Here is a 16,141-nt window from a genome sequence, read left to right on the forward strand (position 1 = left end):
TCGGCTTATTCTGCGAGCGAACGGTCCGCAAGCGGAAATAAGCCGAAAAAATCGGCTAAGTCGGCTAACTCCGCTCGGGAGGTTTCTATCCTTACGGCCCCAGCCGCCTGCCGAGCGCGGTGCCGTTCTGAAGCTTATAGGCCATCAGCGCGATTTCCAGCCCGACGCGCTTATGCGGCTCCAGAAACGGCTCGCCGATCAGCTCGGTGAGCTTATCCATCCGGTTGTACAGCGTCTGCCGGTGGATGAACAGCCGTTTGGCGGTTTCATGCTTCGAGCCGAAGCATTTGAGATACATGTCGAGCGTCTCCAGCAGCTGCAGGCGGCTCTCCTTCTCCAGGCGCAGGATCGCGCCGAGATGGTCCTGGACGAACCGGTCCAGGAGCTGCGGATCGGGAATGGCCTTGAGCAGCTGGTACGCGCCGAGGCTGGAATAGAACACGACCGGGCCGAGCTCGGTCACGCTCCGAGCCACCTCCAGCGCCTGGGCCGCTTCGCGGAAGCCGAGCGGGGCATCCAGCAGCCTGCTGCGCGGCTTGCCGGCGGCGGCGCGCAGCGCGAGGCCGTCGAGCTGGTCTTCGCCGAAGCGGCGGATGTCCTCCAGCAGCGACTGCGAGGACGAGAGCAGCCGGTCGGAGGCGGCGGCAGGCGGAGCCTCCAGCGCCAGCAGGAACTGGAGTCCGCCGCTGCGCGCCTGCACGCTTCCCTTGAGGCTGTACTTGCGGATCAGCGTGCGCAGCAGCACGGCCAGATCCCTCAGCGCGGCTTCGAGGCGGTCTCCGCCATCCTCGGGGGACCGCTCCTCAAGCTCCAGCTGCCCCGGCAGGCTGAGGCAGATGCGGTCCTGCGGGATTCGTCCGGTCAGCCCGATCATAGTGCGGGCCTGATCCTCGCTCGCGATCCGCCCTTCCTGCAGCTCCGGGATAAGCTGGTCCTGCAGCCGGTTGTCGTGCTCCCGCCGGAATTGGGTGCGGAGCATGAGAGCGGCGATAGCGGAGGCGGCCGCATCCAGATAAGGAGAGAGCTGCGCGGCAGCCTCCCCGTCATTGTCGGGCAGAGGCGTTCCGACCGCCGCGAGCAGCTGGCCGTAACAGGAAACGGGCCGCAGGAGCAGGCTGCCTCCGCTGTCCAGCGGCAGCAGAAGCTCGCTTTTCCCGTCGCCGAGAACGCCTTCGCGCTCCAGCCGGCGGAACGGGAAATCGGCAAGGCCGGGCGCACCGCCGGAGACAGGAGGCAGCTGCGGGTAATGGCGATCCGCTTCAAGGAGGGAATAAAAGACGATTTGCCGTCCCGTATCCCCATGAAGCAGGCGAAGGACGGGCATAATATCGCTGTGCTGGAGCGTCAGCTGCTGCAGGCGGCGGGAGAAGCCCTCCGCAAGGTCCCGATGGGAGCGCTGACGGTTGATGATGAGAGAGTGGATGTCTTGGGTGATTTCCGAGAACCGCACCGGATGGTCGAAAACGATGACGGGGAAGCCATGCTGCTCCGCCAGCTCGAGCACCTCCGCGGGAACCTCTTCGATGCTCGTCCCGAGCTCGAGAATAAGTCCTGCGGCTTCCTGGCGGATAAGCTGGCGCAAATAGTCGAGACGGTCCTGCTGGGCCTGCTTCAGCCAGAGGCCGGTCGTCAGAATCAGGTCGTCCCGGCTGATGAACGGGGCTACCTGCACGATTTCGATGACATGCACCCAGCCGACGCGCTTGCCGAGGCCTACCTGGCCGGCGGCGAGCCGGGCATGGGCGAACAAGGGACGCTGAAGCACGTCCCGGACATGCAGATCGGTTGTTTTCACTCGCTAAGACACCTTTCCGGGCAATCGCGACATGCCGACGGCGGCAAAGCTGCCAGAACCGTGTGAGCAATCGGCAAGAAGTCGAGCCCAAGGAGAGAAAATATCGACAACGTGTAAGATGCCAGACTTGGCCCCTTCCCGTATCATGACGGTAGAAGGCAATATCCATTATAGACGAGGTGGCTGTCCCATGAAAATCGGAATTCCAAAGGAAATCAAAAACAACGAGAACCGCGTCGCCTTGACGCCGATGGGAGCCGTTGAATTCGTGCGCGCGGGGCATACGGTGCTGGTCGAGCGCTCCGCCGGAGCCGAAAGCGGATTCGAGGACTCCCAGTACGAAGCCGCAGGCGCGGTCATCGTGGCGGAAGCAGCCGATGTATGGGGCAAAAGCGACATGGTCATGAAGGTCAAGGAGCCGCTTTCCTCCGAGTACGGCTACTTCCGCGAAGGCCTCATCCTGTTCGCTTACCTCCACCTCGCGGCCGAGCCGCTCCTTGCCGAAGCGCTCCGCGAATCCAGCGTTACCGCCATCGCCTACGAGACGATCCGAGTGAACGGTGCGCTGCCGCTGCTCGCTCCGATGAGCGAAGTAGCCGGCCGCATGTCGGTGCAGGTCGGCGCTCAGATGCTGGAGCGCGCACGCGGCGGCAAAGGGATTCTGCTCGCCGGAGTGACCGGCGTCAAGCGCGGCAAGGTGGCCGTCATCGGCGGCGGCATCGCCGGCACGAACGCGGCTCAGATCGCAGTCGGCCTCGGCGCGGACGTGACCGTGCTCGACACCAATACGAACCGCCTGCGCGAGCTCGCGCTCATTTTCGGCAACCAGCTGCAGACGCTGCAGTCCACCTCGCACAACATCGCCGAAGCGGTTCGCGAAGCGGATCTCGTCATTTCCACGGTGCTGATCCCGGGCGGCAAGGCGCCGAAGCTCGTCACGGAGGAAATGGTCCGCTCGATGCAGAAGGGCTCCGTCATCGTCGACGTGGCCATCGACCAAGGCGGCAGCGTGGAGACGATCGACCGCATCACGACGCATGACGATCCGGTGTTCGAGAAGCACGGCGTCCTGCATTATGCGGTCGCCAACATCCCGGGAGCGGTGCCGTACACGTCCACGCTCGCCCTGACGAACGCCACGCTGCCGTTCGCGCTCCAGATCGCCCGGTCCGGAGCCCAGGACGCCATCCGCGCATCCCAGCCGATCCGCGAAGGCGTCAACACGATGGGCGGCCATGTCACCTACGAGGCGGTCGCCCGCGATCTCGGCTATGCGTACAAAGCACCCGAAGAGCTGATCGGCTGACCGTCGATCCACAGATGCGAAAATCCCCGAACCGGACGGTTCGGGGATTTTTTTATTTAGTTGAACGCAAACCCAGCTGCCGGCAGCGCTGCCCATAGCGGATAAGAACGGACCCGCGAGCCTGATCGCATGAGGACTCCGGGAGTTCCTCTCCTGCGGATGGCGGCGAGTACTGCGTCAATCGCCGGAGGGAAGATGCGGAATGACGATCTCCTGAACGGGTGCGGGCTGATCCAGCGTGGAATCGGAAGGCTTGGAGCTGATGAATACCCTCATGTCATCCGCGGCTCCCTGCAGAGACTCGTCGCGCATTGGGATGGAGCGGAATCCGTCCGGCGAGGCGGCGGCAGAGGAAGCGGACAGGGAGCCATAGACCTGGAATATGCTTTCCACCCGCGAGCGGCGGCTTTCCTCGACGGACACGAAGACGAGCAGGCGGTTGTTCTCCAGGAGAGCCCGGTACGCTTCCGCATCCTGCTCGGGGATGCCGAGACCGACCAGGCCTCCGACGACGCTGCCCGCTCCTCCGCCGACGGCGGCTCCAGCGAGCACGGTGGCGATAGGGCCGGCGGCCAGCAGCGGGCCTATGCCCGGTATGAAGAGAAGCCCGGCTGTGGCCAGAATGCCGGCTGCGCCTCCGAGCACGATTCCCGCGGCGGCTCCGGCGGCCAGCCCTTCGGTTCCGTTCGTGCCGGACACGCCTTCGTATTCCTCGCTTCCCCGGCGCAGGACGGAAATGTCCTCTTTGGAGCAGCCTGCGGCTTTGAGCTCCTCAATGACGGCAATGGCATCCTTCTCGGAGTTGAAGATTCCTGCAATCGGCGTTGTCATGGTGTTTCTCCTCCTCTTCGTTTTTGGGTCGGCGTATGGCGCTTCAGCTGAATACTCGTAGATACACGGCTTCGGCTGGAGGGGAAACAGGGCGGACAAGCAGGGTCCGAGATTTATTTTTAGAACGTCCCGCCGGAAAAAAAAGAAGCCCCCGTAAAAACGGAGGCCGCTGAAAAAGTTGTCGCTGCGTTCGCGGATCATTCTTCCGATCGCTGTTGTCCCCGTATTTCTCCGATTCTTGCCATTTTTGCGGTCGAAATGCAGTGACAAAGGTCACCACATCGTTGCTCCGGAACGATTCCGCGCCTTTCGCTTGTTTTTCAGCGGCCTCCAAAAACAGGGGCATCCATAAGTCCGCTATACCCCGCAAAACGGGGGTTCATAAGTCCGCTCTATTTGGCGTCGTCCAGCAGCCGCTCGCCGGAAATGCCGGGAGAGGTCATCTGGTACGGATTCAGAATTTCGGTGATCTCCTCCGGGGTCAGCAGTCCGCGCTCCAGAATCAGATCGCGGATGGACAAGCCGGTGCGGAGCGCCTCCTTGACGAGCTGCGCCGCGACCTCATAGCCCAGATGCGGGTTGAGGGCGGTCACGATGCCGAAGGAGTTGTTGACGTACGTCTCGCAGCGCTCGCGGTTCGCTTCCATGCCCTCGACGGCGTATTTCAGGAAGACGTCGACGCCGTTGCGCAGAATTTTTAGCGATTGCAGCAGGTTGAAGGCGATGACCGGGCCCATGACGTTCAGCTCGAACTGTCCGGCCTCGCATGCCATGCAGATCGTATGGTCGTTGCCCATCACCTGGAAGGCGACCTGGTTGACGACCTCGGCCATGACCGGGTTTACCTTGCCCGGCATGATGGAGGAGCCAGGCTGGCGCGGCGGGAGCATGAGCTCGGCGAGGCCGACGCGAGGACCGGATGCCATCAGGCGGATGTCGTTGCAGATCTTGGACAGATTGACCGAGCATACCTTCAGCGCGGCCGACAGCTCCGTGTAGCCGTCGCTGTTCTGGGTCGCGTCCACAAGATCCTCCGCCGCCTGGATCGGCAAGCCAAGCTGCTCCTGCAGATGGCGGATGACCGACTCGATGTATTCCGGCTTTGCATTGAGGCCGGTTCCGACGGCGGTCGCTCCCATGTTGACGGTGAGGATGTTGTCGGCCGAACGCTTGATGCGGGCGATGTCGCGCGCCAGGACGGCCGCGTAGGCGCCGAATTCCTGTCCCATCCGGATCGGCACCGCGTCCTGCAGATGGGTCCGGCCCATTTTGATGACGTCGTCGAACTGCACCTTCTTGTCCATGAACCCCGCATGGAGCGCTGTCAAAGCGGTCAGCAGGCTCTTGGTGAGTCCGAATGCCGCGATCTTGAGCGCGGTCGGAATCGCGTCGTTGGTCGATTGCGACATATTGACGTGGTTGTTCGGATTGCAGTGGAAATAATCGCCCTTCGGATAGCCGAGAATTTCCAGCGCCCGGTTGGCGAGAACCTCGTTCATGTTCATATTGATCGAAGTGCCTGCGCCGCCCTGGATGGAGTCGACGAGGAACTGGTCCGCGTATTTGCCGTCGATGATATCTTCCGATGCCTTGACGATAGCCTGGCCTACGGCAGGCTGCAGCAGGTGCACGTCCATATTGGCCCTGGCCGCCGCTTTCTTCACGTGAGCGAGAGCCGTCAGCAGCTCATGATGGATCGGCACGCCGGTGATCGGGAAATTCTCGACCGCCCGTAAGGTCTGGATTCCGTAGTAAGCGCTTTCGGGAACCTGTTTCTCCCCTAGAAAATCATGCTCGAGCCTGAAAGCCATTGTTCTCATCCCTTCTTGGATCCCTGTCCCAATCAATTGTAGTGTTTCCTGGCACGCTCCTATCATACCGCATTCTACATGGTTCGGGTATGCCCCCTCGCGGACGAAGCATAGAATGGAACAAAAGGAGGCGACGGCACATCATGAGTCCAACCGGCAACCATCCCGTCACCGATTCTGTCATCCGCCAAACGGAAGCTTACGGGGCGCGCAACTACCATCCTCTGCCCATCGTCATCAGCCGGGCGGAAGGCGTCTGGGTCGAGGATCCGGCAGGCAGCAGGTACATGGATATGCTGAGCGCCTACTCGGCTCTCAACCAGGGGCATCGGCATCCCGCCATCGTCCAGGCGCTCAAGGACCAGGCCGACCGCGTGACGCTGACCTCGAGAGCGTTTCATCACGACAAGCTCGGAGAGTTCTACGAGAAGCTGGCTTCTTATAGCGGCAAAGGCATGATTCTGCCCATGAATACAGGGGCAGAGGCAGTGGAAACCGCCGTCAAGGCAGCGAGACGCTGGGCCTACGACGTCAAGGGCGTGCCCGACGGGCTCGCGGAAATCATCGTCTGCGAGGGCAATTTCCACGGGCGCACGGTCACGGCCACCTCCTTCTCCTCCAGCGAGGAATACAGGCGCGGCTTCGGACCGTTCACGCCGGGCTTCCGGGTCATCCCTTACGGCGACCTGCCCGCTCTCGAAGCCGCTGTAACGGAACATACAGCCGCATTCCTCGTGGAGCCGATCCAGGGAGAAGCCGGAATCGTCATTCCGCCGAACGGCTATCTCCGAAAGGCCGCCGAGCTCTGCCGCGCCAGCAGCGTCCTCTTCGTCGCCGATGAAATCCAGACCGGCTTCGGGCGCACGGGCCGGCGCTTCGCCTGCGACTGGGAAGGCGTGGAGCCGGACGCCTATCTGCTCGGCAAAGCGCTCGGAGGCGGCGTCTTCCCCGTCTCGGCTGTCGCGGCGGATGCCGGGCTGCTCGGCGTGTTCGAGCCGGGCTCGCACGGCTCGACCTTCGGCGGCAACCCGCTGGCGGCCGCAGTCGGAATTGCCGCGCTCGAGGTGACGCAAGGGGAGCGGCTGGCGGAGCGCTCCGACGAGCTGGGAGCTTACGCTGCGGGACGCCTGGCCCGGCTGGCCAGCCCGCTCGTGCGGGAGGTGAGGGGCAGAGGCCTCTTTATCGGCATCGAGCTGTTCACGGAAGCCAGGCCGTATTGCGAGAGGCTGATGGAGCTGGGCCTGCTGTGCAAGGAAACGCATGAGCGGACGATCCGGCTGGCGCCGCCGCTGACGATAACCCGGCAAGAGCTCGATTGGGCGCTGGAGCGGCTGGAGCTCGTTCTGACCCCTTGAGCTCACGTCCGGATTGCGACGGCCTATAACGACGCCTTTAACGAAGCAGCAGCCGTCCCTCGGCCGCATCTTGTGCGGGAGAGGGACGGCTGCTGTATTGTTCGGACTTAAATATAGCTCAAGCCTGCCGTGTAAGGGAACGGAATCGGGAAATAAGGCCTCAGCATCCGAGCCTGCTCTTGGGTAAAAGGGAGCCTTGGACCGCTCGCCGGATCCGCCGGGGTCTGGACGGCGACCGCCGTCTCGGCGGAGGCATCCGCCCCGGAACGGCTGGTGGACCGGGTAGACCCGGCATCCGCTTCCGGAGCGGCACCTTGCCGGACGAAAGCGTCGGGACCGTCGTCCAGCTCGGCATCGGGCCCGTCGAACAGCAGCGCCGTCCACTCGCGCATGGAGAGCGGGATCTCGTCTTCTCCGAGCCGGAGCGCGAATTCGCCGCTGGGGCTGCGGACAGGCTCCATTACGGAAGGGGCGGCCAGCCCGTTTTTCCGCCTGCCTTCCAGATAGGGGCTCAGCTGCCGCCACAGCAAGGGGAGGTCGATGATTTTCACCGTCCCTTGGTTATGGCTCCCGGAATACAGGCTGCCTTGCAGCAGCAGCTGCATCTGCGTTTCGTGGGAGCCGACGAACAGCAGCAGGGAGGGAAGCCTCATCTCCTGCATGGCGGCCCTCATCGCGGCCAGCGCCTTGAAGTCGTCCCCGCCCCATTCCACGACGAAAGGCTCCATGTCCGAGCCGGCGGGGATAGGCCCGGAAGCGATGACGGCGTATGCGGCCAGCTCTCCGTCCTCCTCCAGGACAAAGGAACTGTGCGTGAAATCGTACATGCTCGCCACTGCCGCGCTCCGGAGCTGACCGGCCAGCTCCGCGACGCTGCGCCGGTAGGCGGCGGGCTTGGCGTTGGAAAGCGAGTGGAGACGGAACCAGTCGGAGGGCCGCAGAAGTCTCGCTCTCGGATCTGCTTGCGGCTGGACGCCGGCTTCGAGCCGGTAGCGGCGCATCGAGCCGAAGGCGTGGCAGCCGTTGCGGCGGTATAGGGAGCGCGTGCCGGAGATCAGCATAAGCGAGGCTCCGATGGCTTCGGCTTGATGGAACGCTTCGCCGAGCAGCACGCTGGCATGGCCTTGCCCGCGATAATCGGGATGGGTGCATACCGATCCGAGCGCGCAGGCGTCGAGCACGGCGTCCCCGACGGCGATCTGCTGCGGCACGAAGCCGATGAAGGAAACGACTCTCCCTTCCTCGATCACGCCGAGGGACAGGCCCAGAGCCGGGTCGAATATAGCGGGGAACGATTCCCCCATCGAGCGCTGGCCGGGATCCCGGAAGACGAGATCGGCGAGCTTGACTGCCTCGGCGAGCTCCAGCTTGTCCAGATGCTTCAGCTGCTTCATATGGAGCACTTCCTTCCGCAGGTGGATTTCCAGGCTGTGCCGGACGATCGGCTCCCGTCCTGTCCCGTCAGGGCCGATCGCCCCAGGGACAGGAAGGTGCGGATTCGAGCCCTTCAACACCCTTTTAAACGCATCCGGCGCACTCTAAAGCCGAAAGGTGCTTGCTGTCTTTTTATACCATGCCTTTTGCCGCGCCGGCAAATGCGCCATGCCCATGAAAAAAAACGGCAGGCCTGGCAGGCCTGCCGTTCAAAACCGGTCAAGAAGGCTGCTGAGCGCGTTGCTGCTTGCGGCGCTCCGCTCTTGATGTGAAGCGGAAGATCGGATCCAGCACCGCGTACACGCGCTTGCTCTCCTTGGTGAACAGCGGTCCCAGGATAGCCAGGATCAGGACGTAAAGCGCGGCGAACGGCTGGATGATGCCCGACAGGCCGCCGGCTATGGCCAGGTTGGCCATGATGATCGAGAACTCTCCGCGCGCCACGATCGTCAGTCCGATCTTGGCCGATGCGTACGGCGGCATCCCGGCGCTGCGGCCGGCCAGCATGCCCGCGGCGAAGTTGCCCGCCAGCGTCAGGGCGACGGCGATCAGAGCCATCCAGACGGCTCCGCCAAGGGCGGTCGGGTCGATGGTGAGGCCGAAGCCGAAGAAGAACAGAGCGCCGAAGAAATCGCGGAACGGCAGGATCAGCTTCTCGATTCGATGCGCATGCTTCGTTTCCGCGAGCACGAGCCCTACGAGCAGGGCGCCGATCGCTTCCGCGACATGGATCGTTTCGGCGAAGCCGGCAATGATGAACAGCGCCGCGAAGACGACGAGCAGGAACAGCTCGTTGGAGCGGATGTCCAGCCATTTGTTCAGCAGCGGAACGATTTTGCGGCCGACGAACAGCACGCCGAGCATGAAGAACAAGGCGATGAGCGCCGACAGGATTACGCCTCCCACCGAAGAGGAGGAGCTGAGCACGAGGCCGGAGACGATGGAGATATAGACAGCCAGGAAAACGTCCTCGAACATGATGATGCCGAGAATCATCTCCGTCTCCGGGTTGGCCGTCCGCTTGAGATCGACCAGAACCTTGGCGACGATGGCGCTTGAGGAAATGGTCGTGATTCCCGCAATGATCAGCACCTCGGCAAGCGGAAGGCCGGTGAGGAAGCCGAACAGCAGGCCGACGGTGAAGTTGATGCCGATGTAGATGCTTCCGCCCACGGCGATCGACTTGCCGGATTTGAGCAGCCTTCCGACCGAGAATTCGAGTCCAAGGTACAGCAGCAGGAAGAGGACGCCGATGCGGCCGAAGAAGTCGATCAGCTCGGCGCTGTGGATGAAGCGGAGATCGAAGTGGCCCCAGTGGAAGGCGTGCGGTCCTACAGCCATGCCGATCAGGATATAAAAAGGAATGACCGAAAATTTAAGCCAGGAGGACAGGATGCCCGCCATGGCGACAAGAGCGATCGCCAAGCCGATTTCCAGTACGATATGCTCCATGGTCACTCACATCCGTTCTTCAGGATGTCCCGGAACGCCTTCTGCTGTCCGCGTTCGCCTGCGACGATGAGCAGCGCCTCCTCGGTCAGGACCAGCTCGGGTCCCGGATTGATATGCTTGCCGCCTGACCGGTCGACTACCGCCAGAATGCTCGCGCCGGAGCGCTGCCTGACCTGGAGGCTGCCGATGGACTTGTTGCGGCATTGATATCCCGGCTCGACCCGGTACCACTCGATGATGAGGTCGTCCAGCGCCATCTCGATGCTTTCCACCGCGCGCGGCTTGTACTGCATGCCTCCCAGAATGGAAGCGATCATGCGGGCTTCGTCGTCCTCGAGCGTGAAGACGGGGAGGCTGTCATCGTAATCGTCCGTATAACGGAAGCATTCCCGCCGTCCGTCGTCATGCACGACGATGACAAGCTTGTCGCCGCCGATCGTCGTCAGTACGAATTTTTGCCCGATTCCGGGCAGATAGGTTTCACGGATATCCATTAGGAAATCCCTCCTGTTCATGAAATGTCTCATGGTCTGCTGGTTATAGAATGCCTAAATAACCTCTTTCCAATCAAAGGCTGCTCAAGAAAAGAAAGGCACGGTCAAAGCGCAGGGGAGAGCCAAGCCAGCCCTTGGAAAAGCAAGGGAGCGGCAAACAGGCCTCTGGAAACCGTGGAGCAGGACGAAGGTTTGGGAAGCGGTCATGAGTCTTCTACAAGCAGCTTGGCGCCATGGATCCTTTCAGGACGGGAAGAAGCTTCTGGGACAGGAGTCTGCGCTCGATGCGCGGGGAAAAGCTGGCCTTGAGAGGGAAGCAGGAAGACAGCAGGAACAGGAGCATGAAGGCTCCCGGAATTTTGGCGGTCTTCGGCATCGGCTTGGTCTTGAGGATGGCTGCGGCCTCATTGCTCGCGCTGGCGCTGGATCTTACCGTTGTGTGGATGCCGGTTTCCAGGCTGCGGACTACGGTCGCGGCGGAAGAGCTCTCGGCTGCTTCATGAATGCCGAGCGGAGGAGTGGGAGTAAACAAAGTCATGATGAGCACGATAAAAACCGATGAAAACAATCGATAGAACGAGCGTGAGTGCATCATCATGATCTTTTCCCCCTTTTTCCGTCTATTACCCTAATTATAAGCCGAAAAAGCGCCAAAATGCAAAAAAGACCGGTTCCCGCCGGACAATCCGGGGGAGCGGCCTTTGCTTCGGAGGCTTCGAAATCGAAGCCGGAAGGCTAGAATTTGCTGTCGTCGATGCTGTCCAGCCAGCCGTTGATCTGGCCGATGACGCTGGTGACGGCGCCGTCCTGGAAGGGCGAGATCAGTCCCGCGCTGGCCACGAGGCCGGTGAAGGATTTGCTTCCGCCGAGGCGGCAGAGCGCGAGATAATCCTGCCATGCGGTCTGGAAGTCCTCGCCCGAGCGCTTCCAGAACTGGAACGCGCACAGCTGGGCAAGCGTGTAGTCGATGTAGTAGAACGGCGTATGGAAAATATGGCTCTGCTTCTGCCAGAACCCGCCGCGCTCCAGGTAATCGTTGCCGTCGAAGCTTCTTCCCGGACGATAGGTTTCCTCGATTTCCAGCCATTTGGCTTTGCGCTCGGCAGGCGTCGCCTCCGGATGCTCATAGACGAAATGCTGGAATTCATCCACGGAAACGCCGTACGGAATGAACGACAGCGCCGAATCGAGATGGTTGAAGCGGTACTTGTCCGTATCTTCCTTGAAGAACAGCTCCATCCACGGCCACGCGAGGAATTCCATGCTCATGGAGTGGATCTCGGCCGCTTCCATCGTCGGCCAGAGGTATTCGGGAATGTCGAAGCCGCGGCTCATGTACACCTGGAAGGCATGTCCCGCTTCATGGGTCAGCACGTCGATATCATGCGAGGTGCCGTTGAAGTTGGCGAAAATGAACGGCGACTCGTAGGAGCTGATATACGTGCAGTAGCCTCCGCCTTCCTTGCCTTTTTTGCTCAATAGGTCCAGCAGCTCGCGGTCGGACATGAACTGGAAGAATTCGTCGAGCTCCGGAGCCATCTCCTTGTACATGCGGCGGCCGTTGTCGAGAATCCAGTCGGGATCTCCCTTGGGCGTGGCATTGCCGCTGGAATAGTTGAAGTCCTCGTCGTAGTAATGCAGCGTATCGACGCCGATCCGCTTGGCTTGGCGCTCGCGCAGCTTGATGACGGCCGGGACGATGTGCTCGCGGACCTGGCTGCGGTAGCCGGCGACCATCGCCGCATCGTAGTCGGTCCGTCCGAGGCGGTCGTACCCGAGCTGGACGTAGTTCTCATAGCCGAGCTTGCGGGCGATGGAGGTGCGGACTTTGACGAGATCGTCATAGATGCGGTCGATGACGGGCTCTTTTTCCGCAAAAAATCCGAACCGGGCTTCGCTGGCGCTGCGGCGCACCTCGCGGTCGGTGGACTGGGTGTAAGGAATGAGCTGGGAAAGCGTCAGCTCCTGGCCGTCGAACGGGATTTTGGCGGATGCGATCAGCTGGCCGTACTCCGTCTTCAGCTTGTTCTCCAGCTGCAGATCCTCGATGATTTCCGGCTTGAAGGTTTTAAGCGACAGCTCGGCGATATCCAGCAGCTGCTTGCCGTATTTGGCTTCCAGCTCCGAGCGGAATTGAGATTCCGTCAGCGCCCGGTAGAAATCCGTCGTGTACTCCTGGAGGACAGGGCTGAGCTCGTCCGCGTACTCCTGCTCGGCTTTGTAGAATTCATCGTTCGTATCCACGGAATGGCGGATATAGACCAGCTGGAACATGGACTCGACATCGCTGCGGCTTTTGTTGAAGGCGGCGATGGCCTCATCCTGGGCTTCGAAGCTTGCTGCCTCGCGGATCGAGGCGATCAGTTCCTTCAGACGGCCGGTGACGGCCTCGCGCTCGGGGCGCTCATAACGGTATTCGCTGAATTTGACTGCCAATGAAATCCACCTCTTTGGATAAAAGGATATGTACTGGTTTCAATTATAGCGGAATGAGATGGCGGTGATTAGGGTTTTTTTGGATTAATGCGAAAAGGCTGGGGGAAACGTTCGGCACCGAAATCGGCTTGCTATGCGAAAAGGCCGGAGGAAACGTTCGGCACCGAAATCGGCTTGTTATGCAAAAAGCCCGGAGGAAACGTCCGGCACCGAAATCGGCTTGCTGCGGCTGTAACCGTCGATGATAATATGGTATGGTTGGACGAGTGAAAAACGTTGGTGGAGGTTGCGGAAAATGAGCATGCGCGCAAATGGGACAGAGCCGCGGATTACGGTCGTGGGCAGCCTGAATATGGATTTGGTCATCAGCATGGACCGGATGCCGGTCGAAGGGGAAACGCTTGCAGGACGGGAGCTGCACACGCTGCCCGGCGGCAAGGGGGCCAACCAGGCAGCGGGAGCGGCGAGGCTTGGGGTTCGAACCGGCATGATCGGGCAGGTCGGAGACGATGCTTTCGGACGTCAAATGCTCGACCAGATGAAAAAGATGGGCGTACAATCGGAAGCCATCGGAGTCCATGAATCGGCGCCGACCGGAATTGCTTCGATCTATCATACCGAGGATGACAACTGCATTGTCATCGTAGCCGGAGCCAATGGGGAATGCACCGGCGAGTGGGTAGAGCGGCACCGGGAGCAGATCGAGCAGTCCCATGTGCTGCTCGTGCAGCTGGAGGTTCCGCTGGATGCGGTGCGCCGGTCGCTGGAGATTGCCCGTGCGGCAGGTGCCGCCACGGTGCTCAATCCGGCGCCCGCACAGGAGCTGCCGGCGGACCTGCTTGCCCTGGCGGATTATGTCACGCCGAACGAGACGGAGTTCGCGGCTCTTTCCGGCAAGGAGCCGGCCAGCGATCCGGAGATCGCAGAGGCGCTCGGGGTATGGCAGCGCGAGGTCGGCAGCCGCGTCATTCTGACGCGCGGCGGCGCGGGCTGCTCCTTCCTCGGCGAGGACGGCAAGCTGCAGACCGTGGCCGCCCCGAAGGTGAAGGTCGTGGATACGACCGGCGCCGGAGATACGCTGAACGCGGCCCTGTGCGTGAAGCTGGCGGAGCTTGCGGCTGGCGGCGGAAGCGCGCCGAATGACGGCGAGCTGCGCGAAGCGCTGGCGTTCGCCGTGCAGGCCGCCTCGCTGTCGGTCACGCGCTTCGGCGCGCAGGACGGGCTTCCGTCCCGTACGGAAGTGGACGCGGCGCTGGCTTCGGCCCGCTAGGCGGGGGGCAGGCTCTCCGCGGAGCGCGGGGCGCGTCGCTGCAGTAGGGCCGCAGACAAGCGAGCTGCGTTGCCGCTGCGCGGCTGGGTGGCGCAGACAGGCCGAAGCGCGAGAAGCATCGCTGCTGCGTGGCCGTACGGGCGCCGGCAGAGGGGCAGCATTGCCCGCTTTGCATGTCCGTAAGGGGATCCCCTGCAGAGGGGGGAGCAGCATTGCCGCTGCGTGGCAGTATGGGCGCTTGCAGTTTAATTTAGGGGAATCCAGTGTCATAACAACGAAGTGGGTACAAAGTGCTGGACTTTTATCGGACATAGGATCCGTTATTTTGGAATAACCCCCATAATTTTTGACTTATCGGACATAGGATCCGTTATTTGGCGGAAAATGAGCTGAAAACAGCCTTTTCACTCAAAATAGCGGATCTGATGTCCGTTAAATTTTTTATAACGGAGTAAATGGCCTAAATAACGGATCGTATGTCCGATAGAACGGCATCACATCTTACTGGCTCCTAAACTGGCCTTGCATCAAATCGGAACAGCCGTCCGGAGAGCACAAGTGCAGGGCAGTTAACTAGTAAGATAACTTCCGAGAGTACGTACGAGAATAGTTAGGTTAACCAGCAAGAAAGTCCTCGCCATGAATCGACGACCTTGAAGAGCAAAAGCTTGAGTTAGTTAGTTGGCTATCAAGATCATTCCCGCTATGAAACATCAACATGAAACGTACTGGCACTAAGGTAGTTAACCCGCAAAACAACCACGAACCTGCGACATTGAAGCGCAATGGATGAGTTAGTTGGCCAACAAGATCATTTCCTCCATGAAACATCGACATGAAGCGTACGAGCAGAAGGTAGTTAACCCGCAAAACAACCCCCGCCACGAACCTCGACATTGAAGCGCAATGGATGAGTTAGTTGGCCAACAAGATCATTCCCGCTATGAAACATCAACATGAAACGTACTGGCACTAAGGTAGTTAACCAGCAAAACAACCACGAACCTGCGACATTGAAGCGCAATGGATGAGTTAGTTGGCCAACAAGATCATCCCCGCCATGAAACATCGACATGAAACGTACTGGCATTAAGGTAGTTAACCCGCAAAACAAACCCGTTATGACCATCAGCCTTGATGAACATGAGCATGAATTAGTTAATCAGCACGATAATCCCCACCATGAACCATCGACCGTAAAGCGTACGAGCATGGGCTCGTTAACCAGCTCAATATACATCTCGCTCAAATTCCCTTAAAGCCAAATTTGATAGGACCGTATGCGTTTTGTGCCGCTTGCCGCTCTCAACAGCTGAAGCGAGGCCAGTTTTCCGAGAATCCGCCTGGCGTGCCTGTCGCTGACCTTGATATGGGCTGCAAACTCCAGCGGACTGAATGGGCGCAGAATCCGCCTTGCATAGCGGAGAGCCTCGGCCTCGGCTGCCGTAAGGGAAGCCGACAGATCCGTGCTTACGAATTTGCCGATAAAAGCCAAAATCAGCTGCTGGCATTGCTTGGGCTCGTCCACAATGGACGGGTAGGCTATCGGCAGGAATATCCACCCGTCCAATGCCAGCAGGCAGTGACGTCGGCAGAGATCCTTGAAGCGTCTAACGTCCAAATCCCTTGCATGAGGTCCGTAACCTTGGATTTCTATGCCGCCTTTGGCGTTTCCGGGTCTATAGGCCAGATCCAGGTACCGATAGCCGTTGGCAAAATCTCTCACTTCCCACTCGGGATACAAATGTTCAAAGTGGCCGACGGAAGGAAACCAGACCGTTCGGAGGAATTCAACCGTACCATGTCCGAGACCGACTTCGAGACGCTCTCTCCTGCGCGGGTTTTCTTCTTCCTGGATGTTCTTGCTCAGCCAAGCCTCGTATTCCGTCTCGAATAAAGATTGCATAGCTATCACTCCCTTTAGATTGGTTAACCAGGTATGATGCAACCCATCCAA

12 protein-coding genes are annotated in these 16,141 nt (G+C 60.5%); 3 read left to right on the forward strand and 9 right to left on the reverse strand.

What is annotated here, in order from left to right; genetic code table 11:
• Nucleotides 1–91: 91 nt before the first annotated feature.
• Nucleotides 92–1,795 (reverse strand): PucR family transcriptional regulator, encoded by a 1,704-nt coding sequence (locus PHU01S_RS16600; protein ID WP_127508620.1) that lies wholly within the window; start codon nucleotides 1,793–1,795, stop codon nucleotides 92–94.
• A gap of 190 nt (nucleotides 1,796–1,985) precedes the next feature.
• Here PHU01S_RS16600 and ald point away from each other — a divergent pair, with 190 nt between their 5' ends.
• Nucleotides 1,986–3,101: an alanine dehydrogenase gene (gene ald, locus PHU01S_RS16605; protein WP_127508624.1), complete on the forward strand. Its 1,116-nt coding sequence runs from the start codon at nucleotides 1,986–1,988 to the stop codon at nucleotides 3,099–3,101.
• A 177-nt stretch (nucleotides 3,102–3,278) separates the two neighbouring features.
• Here ald and PHU01S_RS16610 read toward each other — a convergent pair whose 3' ends face one another.
• Both PHU01S_RS16610 and aspA read right to left on the reverse strand, forming a co-directional pair.
• The gene (locus PHU01S_RS16610) at nucleotides 3,279–3,932 is read right to left on the reverse strand and encodes a general stress protein (RefSeq protein WP_127508627.1); all 654 of its coding nucleotides are present in this window, start codon (nucleotides 3,930–3,932) and stop codon (nucleotides 3,279–3,281) included.
• A gap of 392 nt (nucleotides 3,933–4,324) precedes the next feature.
• Nucleotides 4,325–5,752: an aspartate ammonia-lyase gene (aspA, locus tag PHU01S_RS16615; protein ID WP_048749881.1), complete on the reverse strand. Its 1,428-nt coding sequence runs from the start codon at nucleotides 5,750–5,752 to the stop codon at nucleotides 4,325–4,327.
• 134 nt (nucleotides 5,753–5,886) lie between these two features.
• On the opposite strand from aspA, the gene PHU01S_RS16620 reads away from it, so the two are divergent.
• Complete coding sequence (locus PHU01S_RS16620; RefSeq protein ID WP_127508630.1) at nucleotides 5,887–7,098, forward strand: ornithine--oxo-acid transaminase; 1,212 nt, start codon at nucleotides 5,887–5,889, stop codon at nucleotides 7,096–7,098.
• 107 nt (nucleotides 7,099–7,205) lie between these two features.
• Here the strand turns inward: PHU01S_RS16620 and PHU01S_RS16625 are convergent, their stop codons facing one another.
• The 5 genes from PHU01S_RS16625 to PHU01S_RS16645 all read right to left on the reverse strand — a co-directional run bounded on the left by PHU01S_RS16625 (nucleotide 7,206) and on the right by PHU01S_RS16645 (nucleotide 12,914).
• On the reverse strand, nucleotides 7,206–8,492 hold the full coding sequence (locus tag PHU01S_RS16625; protein ID WP_127508632.1) for a GNAT family N-acetyltransferase: 1,287 nt from the start codon (nucleotides 8,490–8,492) through the stop codon (nucleotides 7,206–7,208).
• A 259-nt stretch (nucleotides 8,493–8,751) separates the two neighbouring features.
• A complete protein-coding gene (locus PHU01S_RS16630; protein ID WP_049869054.1) occupies nucleotides 8,752–9,984 on the reverse strand; it encodes a cation:proton antiporter in 1,233 nt (410 codons plus the stop codon).
• A gap of 2 nt (nucleotides 9,985–9,986) precedes the next feature.
• Nucleotides 9,987–10,478, reverse strand: a complete 492-nt coding sequence (locus tag PHU01S_RS16635) for a cation:proton antiporter regulatory subunit (RefSeq protein WP_048748754.1) — start codon at nucleotides 10,476–10,478, stop codon at nucleotides 9,987–9,989.
• Nucleotides 10,479–10,692: 214 nt separating this feature from the next.
• Nucleotides 10,693–11,076 carry a hypothetical protein gene (locus PHU01S_RS16640; RefSeq protein WP_021881905.1) on the reverse strand — a complete coding sequence of 128 codons (384 nt, stop codon included), beginning with the start codon at nucleotides 11,074–11,076 and terminating at the stop codon, nucleotides 10,693–10,695.
• A 137-nt stretch (nucleotides 11,077–11,213) separates the two neighbouring features.
• Complete coding sequence (locus PHU01S_RS16645) at nucleotides 11,214–12,914, reverse strand: M3 family oligoendopeptidase (protein WP_048748755.1); 1,701 nt, start codon at nucleotides 12,912–12,914, stop codon at nucleotides 11,214–11,216.
• Between the two features lie 295 nt (nucleotides 12,915–13,209).
• Here PHU01S_RS16645 and rbsK point away from each other — a divergent pair, with 295 nt between their 5' ends.
• Entirely contained in the window at nucleotides 13,210–14,184 is a 975-nt protein-coding gene (gene rbsK, locus PHU01S_RS16650; RefSeq protein ID WP_246029260.1) for a ribokinase, read from the forward strand.
• Between the two features lie 1,255 nt (nucleotides 14,185–15,439).
• Here rbsK and PHU01S_RS16655 read toward each other — a convergent pair.
• Nucleotides 15,440–16,090 carry a hypothetical protein gene (locus PHU01S_RS16655; RefSeq protein ID WP_049869055.1) on the reverse strand — a complete coding sequence of 217 codons (651 nt, stop codon included), beginning with the start codon at nucleotides 16,088–16,090 and terminating at the stop codon, nucleotides 15,440–15,442.
• Nucleotides 16,091–16,141 lie beyond the last annotated feature (51 nt).

The organism is Paenibacillus humicus NBRC 102415, assembly GCF_004000905.1.
Lineage (GTDB): Bacteria > Bacillota > Bacilli > Paenibacillales > Paenibacillaceae > Paenibacillus_O > Paenibacillus_O humicus.

Coding starts and splice junctions, on each gene's coding strand:
- PHU01S_RS16610 (WP_127508627.1), bottom strand. CDS start 3,932: ATGACAACGCCGATTGCAGGAATCTTCAACTCCGAGAAGGATGCCATT.
- aspA (WP_048749881.1), bottom strand. CDS start 5,752: ATGAGAACAATGGCTTTCAGGCTCGAGCATGATTTTCTAGGGGAGAAA.
- PHU01S_RS16630 (WP_049869054.1), bottom strand. CDS start 9,984: ATGGAGCATATCGTACTGGAAATCGGCTTGGCGATCGCTCTTGTCGCC.
- ald (WP_127508624.1), top strand. CDS start 1,986: ATGAAAATCGGAATTCCAAAGGAAATCAAAAACAACGAGAACCGCGTC.
- PHU01S_RS16655 (WP_049869055.1), bottom strand. CDS start 16,090: ATGCAATCTTTATTCGAGACGGAATACGAGGCTTGGCTGAGCAAGAAC.
- PHU01S_RS16640 (WP_021881905.1), bottom strand. CDS start 11,076: ATGATGATGCACTCACGCTCGTTCTATCGATTGTTTTCATCGGTTTTT.
- rbsK (WP_246029260.1), top strand. CDS start 13,210: ATGAGCATGCGCGCAAATGGGACAGAGCCGCGGATTACGGTCGTGGGC.
- PHU01S_RS16620 (WP_127508630.1), top strand. CDS start 5,887: ATGAGTCCAACCGGCAACCATCCCGTCACCGATTCTGTCATCCGCCAA.
- PHU01S_RS16635 (WP_048748754.1), bottom strand. CDS start 10,478: ATGGATATCCGTGAAACCTATCTGCCCGGAATCGGGCAAAAATTCGTA.
- PHU01S_RS16625 (WP_127508632.1), bottom strand. CDS start 8,492: ATGAAGCAGCTGAAGCATCTGGACAAGCTGGAGCTCGCCGAGGCAGTC.